Annotated in this window: 13 protein-coding genes; 7 read left to right on the top strand and 6 right to left on the bottom strand. The window is 59.3% G+C overall.

The window, feature by feature from the left end; genetic code table 11:
* The first annotated feature begins 145 nt into the window (after nucleotides 1-145).
* Complete coding sequence (locus tag ACM6I5_RS09980) at nucleotides 146-697, top strand: cytochrome b (protein ID WP_017338579.1); 552 nt, start codon at nucleotides 146-148, stop codon at nucleotides 695-697.
* A gap of 108 nt (nucleotides 698-805) precedes the next feature.
* On the opposite strand, the gene ACM6I5_RS09975 is transcribed toward ACM6I5_RS09980, so the two are convergent.
* The 3 genes from ACM6I5_RS09975 to ACM6I5_RS09965 all read right to left on the bottom strand — a co-directional run bounded on the left by ACM6I5_RS09975 (nucleotide 806) and on the right by ACM6I5_RS09965 (nucleotide 3,475).
* Nucleotides 806-2,167, bottom strand: a complete 1,362-nt coding sequence (locus ACM6I5_RS09975) for an MBL fold metallo-hydrolase RNA specificity domain-containing protein (RefSeq protein ID WP_414879701.1) — start codon at nucleotides 2,165-2,167, stop codon at nucleotides 806-808.
* A gap of 83 nt (nucleotides 2,168-2,250) precedes the next feature.
* Nucleotides 2,251-3,186, bottom strand: coding sequence for a universal stress protein (locus ACM6I5_RS09970; RefSeq protein ID WP_414879702.1), 936 nt, complete (start codon nucleotides 3,184-3,186; stop codon nucleotides 2,251-2,253).
* 34 nt (nucleotides 3,187-3,220) lie between these two features.
* Complete coding sequence (locus tag ACM6I5_RS09965; protein ID WP_017338576.1) at nucleotides 3,221-3,475, bottom strand: Lpp/OprI family alanine-zipper lipoprotein; 255 nt, start codon at nucleotides 3,473-3,475, stop codon at nucleotides 3,221-3,223.
* Nucleotides 3,476-3,703: 228 nt separating this feature from the next.
* Here ACM6I5_RS09965 and ACM6I5_RS09960 point away from each other — a divergent pair, with 228 nt between their 5' ends.
* The 3 genes from ACM6I5_RS09960 (at nucleotide 3,704) to ACM6I5_RS09950 (ending at nucleotide 6,742) form a co-directional block, all read left to right on the top strand.
* Nucleotides 3,704-4,351 (top strand): BON domain-containing protein, encoded by a 648-nt coding sequence (locus tag ACM6I5_RS09960; protein ID WP_414883731.1) that lies wholly within the window; start codon nucleotides 3,704-3,706, stop codon nucleotides 4,349-4,351.
* Nucleotides 4,352-4,408: 57 nt separating this feature from the next.
* The gene (gene ftsH, locus ACM6I5_RS09955) at nucleotides 4,409-6,250 is read left to right on the top strand and encodes an ATP-dependent zinc metalloprotease FtsH (RefSeq protein WP_414883730.1); all 1,842 of its coding nucleotides are present in this window, start codon (nucleotides 4,409-4,411) and stop codon (nucleotides 6,248-6,250) included.
* 66 nt (nucleotides 6,251-6,316) lie between these two features.
* On the top strand, nucleotides 6,317-6,742 hold the full coding sequence (locus ACM6I5_RS09950; RefSeq protein ID WP_017338573.1) for a potassium channel family protein: 426 nt from the start codon (nucleotides 6,317-6,319) through the stop codon (nucleotides 6,740-6,742).
* 29 nt (nucleotides 6,743-6,771) lie between these two features.
* Here ACM6I5_RS09950 and ACM6I5_RS09945 read toward each other — a convergent pair whose 3' ends face one another.
* Together ACM6I5_RS09945 and ACM6I5_RS09940 are read right to left on the bottom strand one after the other, a co-directional pair.
* Nucleotides 6,772-7,656, bottom strand: a complete 885-nt coding sequence (locus tag ACM6I5_RS09945; protein ID WP_017338572.1) for a universal stress protein — start codon at nucleotides 7,654-7,656, stop codon at nucleotides 6,772-6,774.
* Between the two features lie 56 nt (nucleotides 7,657-7,712).
* Nucleotides 7,713-10,088, bottom strand: a complete 2,376-nt coding sequence (locus tag ACM6I5_RS09940; RefSeq protein ID WP_414883729.1) for a phosphoketolase — start codon at nucleotides 10,086-10,088, stop codon at nucleotides 7,713-7,715.
* Between the two features lie 254 nt (nucleotides 10,089-10,342).
* Here ACM6I5_RS09940 and fnr point away from each other — a divergent pair, with 254 nt between their 5' ends.
* Both fnr and ACM6I5_RS09930 read left to right on the top strand, forming a co-directional pair.
* A complete protein-coding gene (gene fnr / locus ACM6I5_RS09935; protein ID WP_017338570.1) occupies nucleotides 10,343-11,086 on the top strand; it encodes a fumarate/nitrate reduction transcriptional regulator Fnr in 744 nt (247 codons plus the stop codon).
* Between the two features lie 24 nt (nucleotides 11,087-11,110).
* Nucleotides 11,111-12,094: a zinc-dependent alcohol dehydrogenase family protein gene (locus ACM6I5_RS09930; RefSeq protein WP_414883728.1), complete on the top strand. Its 984-nt coding sequence runs from the start codon at nucleotides 11,111-11,113 to the stop codon at nucleotides 12,092-12,094.
* Here ACM6I5_RS09930 and ACM6I5_RS09925 read toward each other — a convergent pair.
* A complete protein-coding gene (locus ACM6I5_RS09925; RefSeq protein WP_414883727.1) occupies nucleotides 12,084-12,995 on the bottom strand; it encodes a universal stress protein in 912 nt (303 codons plus the stop codon). The two genes, ACM6I5_RS09930 and ACM6I5_RS09925, sit on opposite strands and share 11 nt — an antisense overlap.
* 226 nt (nucleotides 12,996-13,221) lie before the next feature.
* Here ACM6I5_RS09925 and ACM6I5_RS09920 point away from each other — a divergent pair, with 226 nt between their 5' ends.
* Entirely contained in the window at nucleotides 13,222-13,785 is a 564-nt protein-coding gene (locus ACM6I5_RS09920) for a GNAT family N-acetyltransferase (RefSeq protein ID WP_414883957.1), read from the top strand.
* Nucleotides 13,786-13,803: the final 18 nt, after the last annotated feature.

The following is a 13,803-nucleotide window of genomic DNA, read 5'->3' as shown; positions in this document are numbered from 1 at the left end:
GGTGGACTCATGTCAGTGCAAAAGCTGTCTTCAGATTGCCTTAAGACTGGGCAGGCAGAGTTCTCGCCACTCGATTCAGCAGCCAAACCCGTTGCTGGCTGCGTGAATGACTCGGCAGCCAGGACAAACCCGCAAGAGGCCCTATATGACAAGACACTCAGAACCACAGCGGTATGCAGCACTTTCAATCACCTTGCACTGGCTGATGCTCGGACTGTTTGTCGGCGTCTATGCCTGTATCGAGCTCAAAGGCTTGCTCCCCCGCCAGCATCCATTGAGGAGCCCATTGCTGGGCACCCATGCATTGTTTGGACTGGCAATCTTCTCCTTGGTATGGGTCCGGTTACTCGCTCGTTTGCAAAAACGCCCGCCCATCTCGCCCCGCCCTCCGGCCTGGCAGACCGCGATGGCGCACCTGACCCATCTTGCGCTTTATGCACTGATGATCGCGACACCCCTGCTCGGCTGGCTGATGCTCAGTGCTGCCGGAAAACCGATACCGTATTTTGATTTCACACTGCCCTCGCCCATCGCAGTCGACCCCGATATGGCGAAGCAGTTGAAACACTGGCATGAGTGGGTAGGTACCGCCGGGTACTGGCTGATTGGCTTGCATGCTTGCGCAGGCGTTTTCCATCACTACTGGGTGCGTGACAACACCCTTACACGCATGCTGCCCAAACGCTTCCTGCCCTAGCGCCAATGCCTGGTCAATTGACCTTCGCAAGGCATCGTTTTACAACACCCCGGCCGTGAAAGCGGCCGGGGTTTTTCTATTTTCGTCACACCCTTTACCCGAGCCGGCTCAGGGAGCCAGTTCAACACTGTCGCGATATTCCGGCACCGAAACCGACCACCCCAGTTCCAGGCTGATACGTCGGCGCAGTACATCCGAGGCATTGGGTTCTCCGTGCACGACATAGGTGTGTCTGGGCGGTCGCTTGAACCCGCGCAGCCACTGCATGATTTCATCGGCGTCAGCATGCGCGGACAGGGTTTGTATCGGCACCACCTCGGCCCTGATCGGCACATCCTTGCCATGGATGCGCACCGAAGGAGCGCCCGCGACAATTTGCGCGCCACGGGTACCGCCGGCCTGGAAACCCGGCATCAGCAGCGTGTTGATCGGGTTGGGGGCCAGCGCCTTGAGGTGGTGGATCACCCGTCCCCCCGTGGCCATGCCACTGGCAGCGATAATCACCGCCGGCGTGCGCTGGCGATCCAGCTCGATCGAATCCTTGGTGCTGCGCACGAACTTGGCGATATGACACATGCCTTCGCATTCCTCGAGGGATAACCGGTGCTCGCTGCGAAAACGCTGGTACAAACTGGTGACGTCCGTGGCCATCGGGCTGTTTAGATAGATCGGCACATCGGGAATCGCGTGTCGCTGTTTCAGCCGATACAGGTGGTACATCAGCAGCTGGGCGCGGCCCACGGCGAACGATGGTACCAAGGTGATGCCATGGCGCAGCGCGGTGCGGGTGATGACTTCGGCCAATTGCGCCTCCGGCGGCTCGACCGGATGCTTGCGATCGCCGTAGGTCGACTCCACCAGCAAGTAATCAGCCTGCTCGACCGTTTCAGGCGCGAACATCAATGGATCATCTGGCCGCCCCAGATCGCCTGAGCACACCAGCGTGATGCCGTCGGCGATCACCTCCACCGTTGCCGCGCCCAATATATGCCCGGCACAACGAAACTGAATGCTCATGCCCGGGACAATGTTGACCCGGTGATGTAACTCCACGGGGTGTAACAGTTTCAGTGCCCGCTCGGCATCTTGCTCGGTATACAGCGGCAATGCCGGGTTGTGCCGGGAGAAACCATGCCGATTGGCGAACTCGGCGGCCTCTTCCTGCAGGCGGCCACTGTCCAATAGCAGGATTCTCACCAGTTCACAGGTGGCGGGTGTGGCATACACCGGCCCGCGATAACCATTGCGCACCAATACGGGCAGGTAGCCGCTGTGATCCAGGTGGGCATGGGTCAGCACGATGGCGCCGAGGTCGCCAACCGGGAGCTGGAATGGGTCCCAGTTATGCAACCGAAGCTGTTTATAGCCCTGGAACAGGCCGCAATCGATCAGTACATGTTGGTCGCGATGTTCCAGCAGGTATTTGCTGCCGGTGACCGTGCCTGCCGCACCGAGAAATGTCATTCGCATGGCCGTCTCCATGAACATTCAGGGGAGCACCATTGATCGCTCTTCAGGGGTCAGGTGCAGTTGATTTTTATCAACGGCGAGCGTTACCGGTCGCTGAATCCGTCGAGCCTGGGCAAGGGTTTGACGATGGTCAAACTGCAGGGCGCCCGGTTCAGCACGCTCTCGGCGGTACTGCCGACGAACCTGTCGATGCCGTGTTGATAGACCGCGCCAAGCACCACCATGTCAAAGGCATTCTGCCGGGCGAACTGTGTAATGACTGTGTGCGGGATACCCGTCAGGAGATGTCGGTGTGTTGCTTGAATACCGTAACGATCGGCAAGCGCCTCAAAAGCCTCCTGCTGCGCATCGTTGACCGCGTCTCTCAAACTGTGAGCCAGCGTCACGGTCGGCACGCTTACCGCTGAATCGCCCACCACGGACCAACTGTTAACGCTCAGCAGAGACAAGGCGGCACCGCAGGATGCTGCCAGCGTCGAGCCCAGATCGAGCACCCGGTCGTTCAGCCCTTGAGTCATATCCTCCAGATGAGACAGATCGACTGTGCAAAGTATTTTGAGCGGTTTGGGATTCCTGGCCTCAGTCACCAGATGCAAGTGAGCCGGACAATCACGCAGCAACCGCCAGTCGAGGGGTTGGTGAAAAGCCCGGTCGAGTGCTGGCACATAATGGGTGTCCTTGATCACCAGGTCCGCATGGAAGTCATTTACGTACTCAAGCAGGTGCGCCGGGCTCGATTTCGCCCAGACCACCTCCGTGGTCACCTGCAACCCCCCGCACCGTTGAAACCTGGCTTGCTGCTCCAGCCAGTGTCGATGCACCTGCAAATAGCCCTCCCGTGCCTGGGCCATCGCATCATGGTCAAACAGCCCGGCTACCGCCAGCGCCTGGACATAGTCGAACGCAACGATGTGCAACAACGCACCGGTTGCACAGGCCAGTGCCTGCGCCCGCTCAAACGCCGGCGTGCGGGTCATTTCGGCGGGGGCAATCAACAGGATACGTTTGAGCTTCAACATCACATACCTCTTCGGCGCTTCCTGTCATCGCTACTCACTGGCGTGGCACCTTGCCGGCCATCCGGCTGGCACGCACATTGGCCTCATCGGCCGTGCGTTGCGCCTGACTGGCTATCTCGATAGCCAACTGTGCCTTCAGGTACGCCTCATCGGCCCGCAGCCGTGCAGTCGCGGCGTTATTTTCCGCGGACTCCAATCGTGCGTCGATTTCCTGGGTGTGCTGACTACTACAACCGGCCGCCGTTGCCAACAGAATGCTCAGCAATACAAAAGACACGCGCTTGTTCATGACTTTGCCTCGGTTTATCGCGACTGGAAACCTTCAGATAACTGCCCCAAGTATCAGACGCCATCGCCTGCGCACTCTGATTTTTGTCAACTAATGGCTCGCTGGCGATGAGTGAGGCACTCACTGAAGCCTTGTTGATTTAGCTCAATGTCTTTGCACCGCTCAGGCGTAAAAAAAACCAACCGGGCACGTGCGCCCCGTCAAACCTTATCAACAGAGGACACCGTCATGAATGACCTGAGCCTGCGTAAAGCCATTTTGGAAGAACTTGAATTCAAGCCGGAAATCGACGCCGCGAGCATTGGCGTTGCCGTGGACAATGGCATCGTCACGCTCTCCGGGCACGTCAACAGCTATGCTCAGAAAGTCAGTGCAGAACGTGCGGTAAAAGGCATCAAAGGGGTACGCGCTGTTGCCGAAGAAATCCAGGTCAGGCTGGACAAAGGCGCCGGTACAGCGGACGACACCATCGCGAACCGTGCCTTGAACATCATCAGCTGGAGTGCCGACCTACCCGACGGTGACATTAAAGTCATCGTGCAGAATGGCTGGATCACCCTTGAGGGTGAAGTGGACTGGCAGTACCAGAAAGAAATCGTCGAGCGAGCCGTGCGCAAGTTGTCCGGCGTGGTTGGCGTGGACAATCGTCTCACCCTCGTCCCCCGGGTGGATGTGGTCGATATCCAGCACCGCATTGAAGAAGCGCTCAAGCGCAACGCCGAAGTCGACGCCAAGGAGATTCACGTCAAGGTCGATGGGGATGTTGTGAGTCTGGAAGGCAACGTTCATTTGTGGCGCCAGCGTCGAATAGCCGAACGGGCGGCCTGGTCCGTGCCAGGCGTGAGGGAGGTGAACGATCATTTGCGTCTTGCCTGAGCCGGTCACCCCGGGAACCTGCGATCTGCCCGTTTGCCTCCTTTCTGAGCGAAGGCCATGAAAAAGAACCACCAATGGAACTTGTCTTACTTCGCGATTGCGTTTGTCGTGCTCACCCTCGTGCAATTTCTGTTTGTCGAACGTCGTATTGTGCAAAGCATTCCATACAGTCAATTCCTGCAACTGCTGAACGAGCAAAAAGTCAGCGATTTGCGAATCGAGAAGGATCAGATCAGCGGCAAACTGCAGGATCCCATCGACGGGCACAACCTGTTTACGACGGTGCGCGTGGATCCGGCATTGGCAACCGACCTTGCTCACTCAGGAGTCGGGTTTACCGGGGTCAATGAAAACACCTTCCTGAGCGGTCTGCTGGGCTGGTTGCTGCCCTTTGTCCTGATCATGGTGATCTGGCATTTCCTGTTTCGCAGCATGGCGGAAAAACAAGGCATCGGTGGGCTGATGAGTATCGGTAAATCCCGGGCCAAGGTATTCGTCCAGCGCGATACCGGGGTGACCTTTGCCGATGTGGCGGGCATCGATGAAGCCAAAGCCGAACTGGTGGAAATCGTTTCGTTCCTCAAGGACAAAGCCAAATACGGGCGTCTGGGCGCGCACATTCCCAAGGGAACATTGCTGGTCGGCCCGCCGGGCACAGGCAAGACCCTGGTAGCCAAGGCCATCGCCGGTGAAGCCGGTGTGCCGTTTTTCTCGATCTCGGGGTCGGAATTTGTCGAAATGTTCGTCGGGGTCGGTGCCGCCCGCGTGCACGATTTGTTCGAGCAAGCGCGGCAGGCGGCGCCCTGCATCATCTTCATCGATGAACTGGATGCACTGGGCAAAACGCGCGGCGTCGGCGCGTTTGGCGGCAATGATGAAAAAGAACAGACCCTCAACCAGTTATTGGCAGAACTGGACGGATTCGATCCCCGTGAAGGCGTGGTATTGCTGGCCGCAACCAACCGTCCGGAGGTGCTCGACCCGGCGCTACTGAGAGCCGGGCGAATCGACCGGCAGATCCTGGTCGATCGTCCCGACCGCAAAGGCCGGCAGGCGATCCTCAAGGTCCATCTCCAGAAAATCAAAATTGAGCCCGACCTCGATGGCGAGCGTATCGCCGACATCACCACCGGCTTCACCGGTGCAGACCTGGCCAACCTGGTCAACGAAGCCGCCATCGTGGCCACTCGTCGTGGTGCCGAAGCCGTCAGCCTCAACGATTTCACGGCCGCCGTGGAGCGCATCGTTGCGGGGGTTGAACGCAAGAGCAGCCTGCTGCGCCCTGACGAGCGTCAGGTGGTGGCCTATCACGAGATGGGGCATGCCCTGGCCGCCAGCAGCCTGCCTGCCATGGACCCCGTCCACAAAGTCTCGATTGTGCCCCGCGCCATTGGCTCGCTGGGCTATACGCTGCAGCGACCGACCGAAGATCACTTCCTCATCAGTTGCCAGATGCTCAAGGACCGGATTGTCGTGCTGATGGCCGGGCGCGCTGCCGAATACCTCGCCTATGGCCAAATTTCCACCGGGGCCGCCGATGACCTGGCCCGCGCCACGGATATCGCCCGACAATTGATCACACGCTTTGGCATGAGTAGCGAGCTCGGCCAATCGGTACTGGAGCGACAAAACGCGACCTACCTGGGTGAACAGTTGCGAGGTGTTGGCGAGAAAGACTATTCGGAACAAACGGCCAGGGAAATCGACCTGGGCATTCGTGCCCTGCTGGATGAAGCCTATGGGCGGGCCAAAGCCTTGCTCAACAGTCGTCGAGCCGATCTGGACGCCGGCGCGCATCTGCTGCTGGAAAAGGAGACACTGACGCCCGAAGAGTTTCCAGCGCTGATGCCGGTCAAACCCGCCCCGCAACTCGCCCGTCTGAACGTGACATCACCCTGAGGCCCCGGTCTTGTCGACACCGCTTATTGCGGACCGCCATGCATCCGCTATCGCCGGAGGTTCACCATGCTGGCCGTCACGTTGATCAATACACTGGTGGTCATCGTCGTCGTGGTGATCCACTACGAATGCCTGCTGCGCCTGAACGATTGGCTGCCGCGGCTGAAGCTGTGGAGCCGTTTCAGGATTGTCGTCGGGGTATTCGGAGCGCTGGTAGCCCATGCGCTTGAAGTCTGGTGCTTCGCACTGGTCTATTACCTGATGGTGCGCTCCGGCGATTGGGGCAGCCTGACCGGTAATTTCGATGGTTCGCTGATGGACTGTGTGTACTTTTCCTTTACCACCTACACGACCATCGGCTTCGGCGACATTTCACCGGTGGGCAATCTCAAGTACCTGACCGGCCTGCAGGCACTGACCGGCCTGGTACTCATTACCTGGACCGCGTCCTTTCTGTTTCTGGAAATGCAGAAATACTGGAAGCGTAAATGAGCCCTTCCTTTACCACTGCTCGCAGCCCGCTATACCGCCAGAATGCAGCAAGGTACCTGATACAGAATGTGTTCAGTCGTACTGCCCAACAGCTTGTTCACTCCGCGTGACTGGACTTTTCCCATCACGATGACATCGACATTCTGCTCATTGGCGAACTCGCTCAGGGCCGAAACGGGGTGTCCCATAATGAAATGTCGATGATCGGCGGATACGCCATACCGGCTCGCCAGCTTGAGGAAGTTTTTTTCCAGGTCTTTGCGTAAGGCCTTGGTGAGGTCAGCCAAGGTCAGGCCGTCCATGTCCGCCAGAAAACCGGCCGAGATATCGCAGGCGTACAGCAAATGCAATTCAGCTCCACACTGCATGGCCAGACCCGTCGCTTGCTGAATAATCCGCTCGTTGAGTTCGTTGTCGGGAGACTCGGTCTCCGACACTTCGACCGCCGCCACAATCTTGCGCGGCAAGCCGAAGCCACTGCCGCCCACGAGATATACCGGTATCGGGCAGTGCCGCAGCAGGTACCAGTCAAGCGGGGTGAAAAAGGCACGTTTAAGCACTGATTCATGCTGGACTTCCTTGATCAGCAGGTCGGGCTGCATTTCCATGACATGAGCGAGGATGTCCTGCTCCATGTCATCGGCCCAGGCCACTTCGGTGGTGACTTCGAGCCCACGGCCACGCAGATTACTTGCCTGAGCCTTGAGCCAGTCGCGGTGTTCCTGCAGGTAGCTCTCCCGCGCCTGTTCCCGATTTCCCTGTTCAAGAAACGACAGGCGATCCAGCGATTTCAGGAGCGCCGCGATATGCAAACTTGCGCCGCTGGCCTTGGCCAGCGCAGCCGCATGATTGATCGCGGGGGACTGGCGCAAGGCCGGGTTGATGATGAGTAATAACTTTTGATACTGGCTCATGATCTACCTCTACTCAGGTGAGTGTTCGGTTGCAGCGGCTGCCTGGGGCGCCGGATTCAGTGACCTGCCATGGGCGTCCATTGCCAGTTCAGCACCTCGGGCATGTCCAGCCCGTGCTCGATGAGATAGAGCTTGTGTTTTTCCATGGTGGACCAGTAGCGCGATTGCGCGGTTTGCACGTGATCGTGCAGCCGGGGCACCCGCTCGATGACGTCCAGCGCCAACCGATAACGATCCAGATTGTTGATCACCGCCATGTCGAACGGTGTCGTGGTCGCGCCCTCCTCCTTGAAACCGCGCACGTGGAAATTCTCATGGCTGGTGCGCTTGTACAGCAGCCGGTGGATGAGCGCCGGGTAGCCGTGAAAGGCAAAAATCACCGGTTTGTCCACTGTAAACAACTCATCGAACGCGCTGTCCGATAAACCGTGGGGGTGCTGATACGACGGCTGCAATACCATCAAATCCACGACGTTGATCACCCTCACCCGCACATCCGGTACGTACTCGCGTAACAAAGTCACCGCCGCCAGGGTTTCCAGGGTTGGCACGTCACCGGCGCAGGCCATCACCACATCCGGATCACCCTCCTCGCAACACGCCCAGTCCCATCGACCGATACCCGCCTGGCAATGCCGGATGGCTGCATCGATATCCAGCCACTGCCATTCCGGTTGCTTGCCGGCGACGATGACGTTGATGTAATCGCGGCTTCTCAGGCAGTGGTCAGCCACCGACAGCAGGCAATTGGCATCGGGGGGTAGATAGATCCGCACCACGTCCGACTTTTTGTTGGCCACCAAGTCGATGAACCCCGGGTCCTGGTGGGAGAAACCGTTGTGGTCCTGGCGCCAGACGTGGGATGTCAGCAAGTAATTGAGCGAAGCAACGGGTTTACGCCACGGTACCTCGGCAGCTGTTTTCAGCCATTTGGCGTGTTGATTGACCATGGAGTCGACGATATGGATGAACGCCTCATAACAGGACAGCAAACCATGGCGTCCGGTCAGCAAATAGCCTTCCAGCCAGCCTTCGCACACCTGTTCACTGAGGATTTCCATGACCCGACCGTCGGCCGCCAGGTTCACATCGTCTGGCTCCAGCGGCTCCATCCATGCTTTGGCGCTGACCTCGTAGACCGCATCCAGTCGATTCGACGCCGTTTCATCGGGTCCGAACAGACGGAAGTTTTTCGATAGCAGACTGTTTTTCATTACATCGCGCAAAAACGTGCCCAGCACCCGCGTGGCCTCTGCTCGCAGGCTGCCAGGAACCTCGAGTTTCACCGCATAGTCGATGAACGGGGGCAGGTCCAGCGCCCGCAACAGCTCGCCACCGTTGGCATGGGGATTGGCACTCATGCGCCGGTGCCCGGTCGGTGCCAGTGCAGCGATTTCGGGCAGCAAGGCACCATTGGCATCAAACAGCTCATCGGGACGATAACTGTTGAGCCACTCCTCCAGTTGGCGCAGATGAATCGCCTGCTGAAAATCGGCCAGGGGCACCTGATGCGCGCGCCAGGTGCCTTCAACGCGGTGGCCATCGACGAATTTCGGGCCGGTCCAGCCTTTGGGCGTGCGCAACACCAGCATGGGCCACAGCGGCCGTTCCGGCGCTGCGGACTGCCGAGGCTGACGCGCTTCGCGCTGAATCTCGCGGATTTTCAGCACGATCGTATCCAGCGTCCGGGCCAGGGCCTGATGCACGTGCGCCGGATCATCGCCTTCAACGAAATACGGATCGTAGCCATAGCCATACATCAAGGCCGACAGCTCATCCTCACTGATTCTGGCCAGCACGGTGGGATTGGCAATTTTGTAGCCGTTGAGGTGCAGGATCGGCAACACCGCCCCGTCACGCGCGGGGTTGAGGAACTTGTTGGAGTGCCAACTGGCCGCCAGCGTACCGGTTTCGGCCTCACCATCACCAATCACGCAAGCGACGATCAAGTCAGGGTTATCAAACGCGGCACCATAGGCATGGGCCAGGCTATAGCCCAGTTCGCCGCCTTCATGGATCGACCCCGGAATCTGCGCCGAGACATGGCTGGATATTCCGTAAGGCCATGAAAACTGCCGAAACAAGCGAACCAGACCGTTGGCATTGCACTCCACCGAAGGATAAAACTCGGTATACGTCCCTTCCAGATAAGTCTGTGCCACAACCGCTGGCCCACCATGACCGGGGCCGGCAACGAAGAGCATGTTCAGGTCGTACTGTTTGATCAACCGATTGAGGTGGGTGTAGATCAGGTTCAGCCCCGGCGTCGTGCCCCAATGGCCCAGCAGCCGGGGTTTGACATGTGCCAGGGTCAGGGGCACCTTCAGCAAAGGGTTGTCTTTGAGGTAGATCTGCCCGACAGCCAGATAATTGGAGGCCCGCCAATAGGCATCCAGCCCTTCCAGTTGCTCGTCACTCAGAAAATCGCTCATGAAGTTCTCCGCCAACGGCCCGGCCTACCCATCGCCATTCATGGATTCTGGGTGCCTGAAACGCCCAAGACTTGATTTACATCAATTCTCATCGCCGACGATCAAGCTCAATGGCGTGGGAACGCTCTGAACATTGGCACGCAGGACGTGGATTCCTCCCCGTTCGTCGATTACCTCGGCGATCACCCCAATGAGGTTCGCGCTCGAAGACTCACCATCTATGCTTAGAAAACTCCTAGATGGCGTCTCCCCTCATGCCTGAAACTCGTCCACTTCAAGTTCATTACCTAAAGGCCGCCTGTTCCAACTGCAGCGTATTGGAGTTGTGCCTGCCGATTGGCTTGAGCGGCGCGGAAGTCGAGCGGCTGGATACGCTGATCGTGCAGCGCTTCAAGGTTAAAAAGGGTGCCGCGTTGTACCGCACGGGTGATCCACTGCGTTCGCTATACGCGGTTCGTATCGGCTCGTTCAAGACCAGCGTGTTATCCGTCGACGGTCGTGAACAGGTCACGGGGTTTCACATACCCGGCGAGATGCTCGGTCTGGACGCCATCAGCGCCGATGAGCACGCCTGCAATGCGTTTGCCCTCGAGGACAGCGAAGTCTGCCCCATCCACTTCGCGCAACTGGAGAAGCTCGCCCACAACCTGCCGTCGCTGCAGCACAACCTCAACCGGCTCCTGAGCCGTGAAATCGTGCGTGATCACAGCATGTTGATGCTGATGGGCAATATGAACTCGGATGAGCGGCTGGCGGCTTTTCTGCTGAACCTGTCGCAACGTTTCAGTATCCGTGGCTATTCCTCCAGGGACTTCGTGCTGAAAATGCGTCGCGAAGAAATCGGCTCCTACCTGGGGCTGCGGCTGGAAACCATCTGCCGGGGCATTGCGCACCTGCGGGATCAGGGGCTGGTAGAAATATCGGGCCGAGACGTCAAAATCCAGAACATGGAAGGGCTCAAGCAGCTGGTCGCAGGCTGTCATCGCTCCCCTCGCTAACACCTGCACGTCTGGAGAATCGTCATGCGTGCCATGGTTCTGCATGTTCCCGGCCAGCCGCTGCAACGGGAAGAGCGCCCTGTCCCGACACCTGGCGCACACCAACTATTAATCAAAGTCCTGGCTTGTGGCGTATGCCGCACCGACCTGCACCTGGTAGACGGCGAGTTGCCACAAGCGGTGCTGCCGCGAGTGCCGGGGCATGAAATCGTCGGCGAAGTCACGGCGGTAGGCGCTGGCGTCGACCCCGCCTGGATTGGCCAGCGAGTGGGCGTTCCCTGGCTGGGCTGGACGTGCGGTGAATGCGGGTTTTGCCGCTCGGGCCGGGAGAATCTTTGCGATCAGGCGCAGTTCACCGGTTGTCACCTGGACGGTGGCTATGCGGAATACACCGTAGCCGACCCACGTTTCTGTTTTCACATTCCGCCGGCACTGTCGGACCTGCAAGCGGCGCCGCTGCTGTGTGCCGGGCTGATCGGCTTCAGGGCCTTGCAAATGGTCAAGGATGCACGCCACCTCGGGCTCTATGGTTTCGGCGCTGCCGCTCATTTGGCCATTCAGGTGGCGCAGGGCCGGGGCCAGCAGGTGTACGCCTTCACCCGACCGGACGACCTGGCAAGCCAGACCTATGCACGCACACTGGGCGCCACATGGGCCGGTCCTTCGGATCAATCGCCGCCGCACCTGCTCGACGCCAGCCTGATTTTCGCCCCCGTCGGCGCGCTGGTGCCGGCGGCGCTGGCGGTGACTGCCAAGGGCGGCTGTGTGGTGTGCGCCGGTATTCACATGAGTGACATTCCGGCGTTTCCCTATCGGCTGCTGTGGGGCGAGCGCAGCGTCCGCTCGGTGGCCAACCTGACGCGAGAAGACGGCACCGCGTTTTTCGCGGAGCTGCAACACACGCCCGTGCAATGCGACGTCACCCGGTTCGCCCTCGACGACGCCAATGAGGCCCTGGCCTGTTTAAGGGCGGGTCAGTTCAACGGTGCCATCGTCCTCACGCCTTGACGCCCTGCCCCACGGCCAGAATGCTCCCTGGCACCGAGTACAGCGCCCGCTCGGTGTTACTGCCGATCATTCGGTCGATGCCCACCCGGTGCACAGTCCCCATCACCACCACATCCACCAGGTATTGCTCGACGAATTCGCTGATCACCGGCACCGGCAACCCCATGACGAAATGCCGACGCTCGGGTGGCACACCGTAGCGATCCGCCAGGGTGACAAAGGCCCGGTGCAACGACTCGCGCAGCTCTTCGATATAGTCCACGCCCCAGCCACCGCCCGCCAGCGGCGTGTCGCCATTGAAGGCTGACGACAAGTCATAGGCGTAAAGCAGGTGCAGCGGCGCGTCACATTGCAGGGCTAACGCGTTGGCGGCCTGGATGATGCTGTCATTGAGGCCGCTGATCTGGGTTGAGGGATCGAACGGGTCCACCGCCGCCACGATGCGGTGCGGCAAGCTGTAGCGTGCCTGGTTGACCAGATGAACCGGAACCGGGCATTCGCGCAGCAAGTGGCAATCGAGCGGGGTAATGAACACCCGCTTGAGCAGCGGTTCAAGGGTGACGTCCTTGATCAGCAAGTCGGGTTTGAGGTCTTCGACGGTCTTGAGGATGTCCAGCAGCGGATGGGTGGTGAACACCACTTCGACGGTCACCTCCAGCCCCGCGTCATTGAGCCGGTCCATCTCGTCGGCCGCCCAGCGACGATAGCGGCGCAAATAGCCCTGATACCTCGCGTCATCGACTTTCTCTTCCCACAAATGCACCACCGGCGCCGGTTCGACAAAGGCTCGCACGGCCAAGGCCGCCCCGCTTTCCTTGGCCAGGGCGACAGCACGTAACAGCGCCGGGGATTGATGCAAGGTTTGGTCGGCGATCAGCAACAATCGTTGATATTGACCCATCACACACCTCGATTCGACACCGGCTCGCAAGGGCCGGCAGGTATCCCAGACTGCACCCGCTGCCCCCTGCCCCAGGTTGATTTACGTCAACCAGGTACAAATGAATGCGCTCGATCACGAGTCTCTGATCCAGATCAGATTCAAGCGCCGACAGCGGCGTAGAAAGGAACGAACGGTGCGGTTCATCACCGCGCGCCCCTTTTCAAACCCGTTGGAGGACGACCCCATGCTCACCGTCAAAGACCACAATGACCGGGCGGCGGCTGCCTATGCTGCAGTCACCGGAAGGTACTGGATCGAAGAACTCAAGGATGGCCGCCACGTATTGATCCGGCCGCTGGCGGAAAAAGACCGCGAGCGCGAATACGACTTTATCAAACGGCTCTCTCCCGAGTCTCGCCACATGCGTTTTCTGGCGCAGATCAACGAGCCCACCGGCGCTTTGCTCGATCAGTTGATGGATACCGACAACGACAAACGCCTGGCCTTTATCGCCCTGGTCCATGACAACGGCAAACTGGTCGAGATCGGCGTCAGCCGGTATGCCGCCACCGGCGGACTTGAATGTGAATGCGCCGTGACGGTCGCAGATGAATTGATGCACCTGGGCCTGGGTACACTCCTGATGGAGCATTTGATCAAAGCCGCGCGCCAGAACGGTTTTCGCCAGATGTATTCAGTGGACGCCTCCAGCAATACGCCGATGCGCGACCTGGCCAAAGCCCTGGGCTTCGAAACACACAATGACCCCGATGACAGCCGCCAGGTCATTCATCGTCTTTCCCTGTAAACCCTCGCCCCGCGATGT

Origin of the sequence: Pseudomonas sp. IT-P171, assembly GCF_949767765.1 — a bacterium.
Classification (GTDB): Bacteria; Pseudomonadota; Gammaproteobacteria; order Pseudomonadales; family Pseudomonadaceae; genus Aquipseudomonas; species Aquipseudomonas fluorescens_B.
Note: the sequence above shows the minus strand (reverse complement) of the source record. Positions and strands in the feature narration are given on the sequence as shown.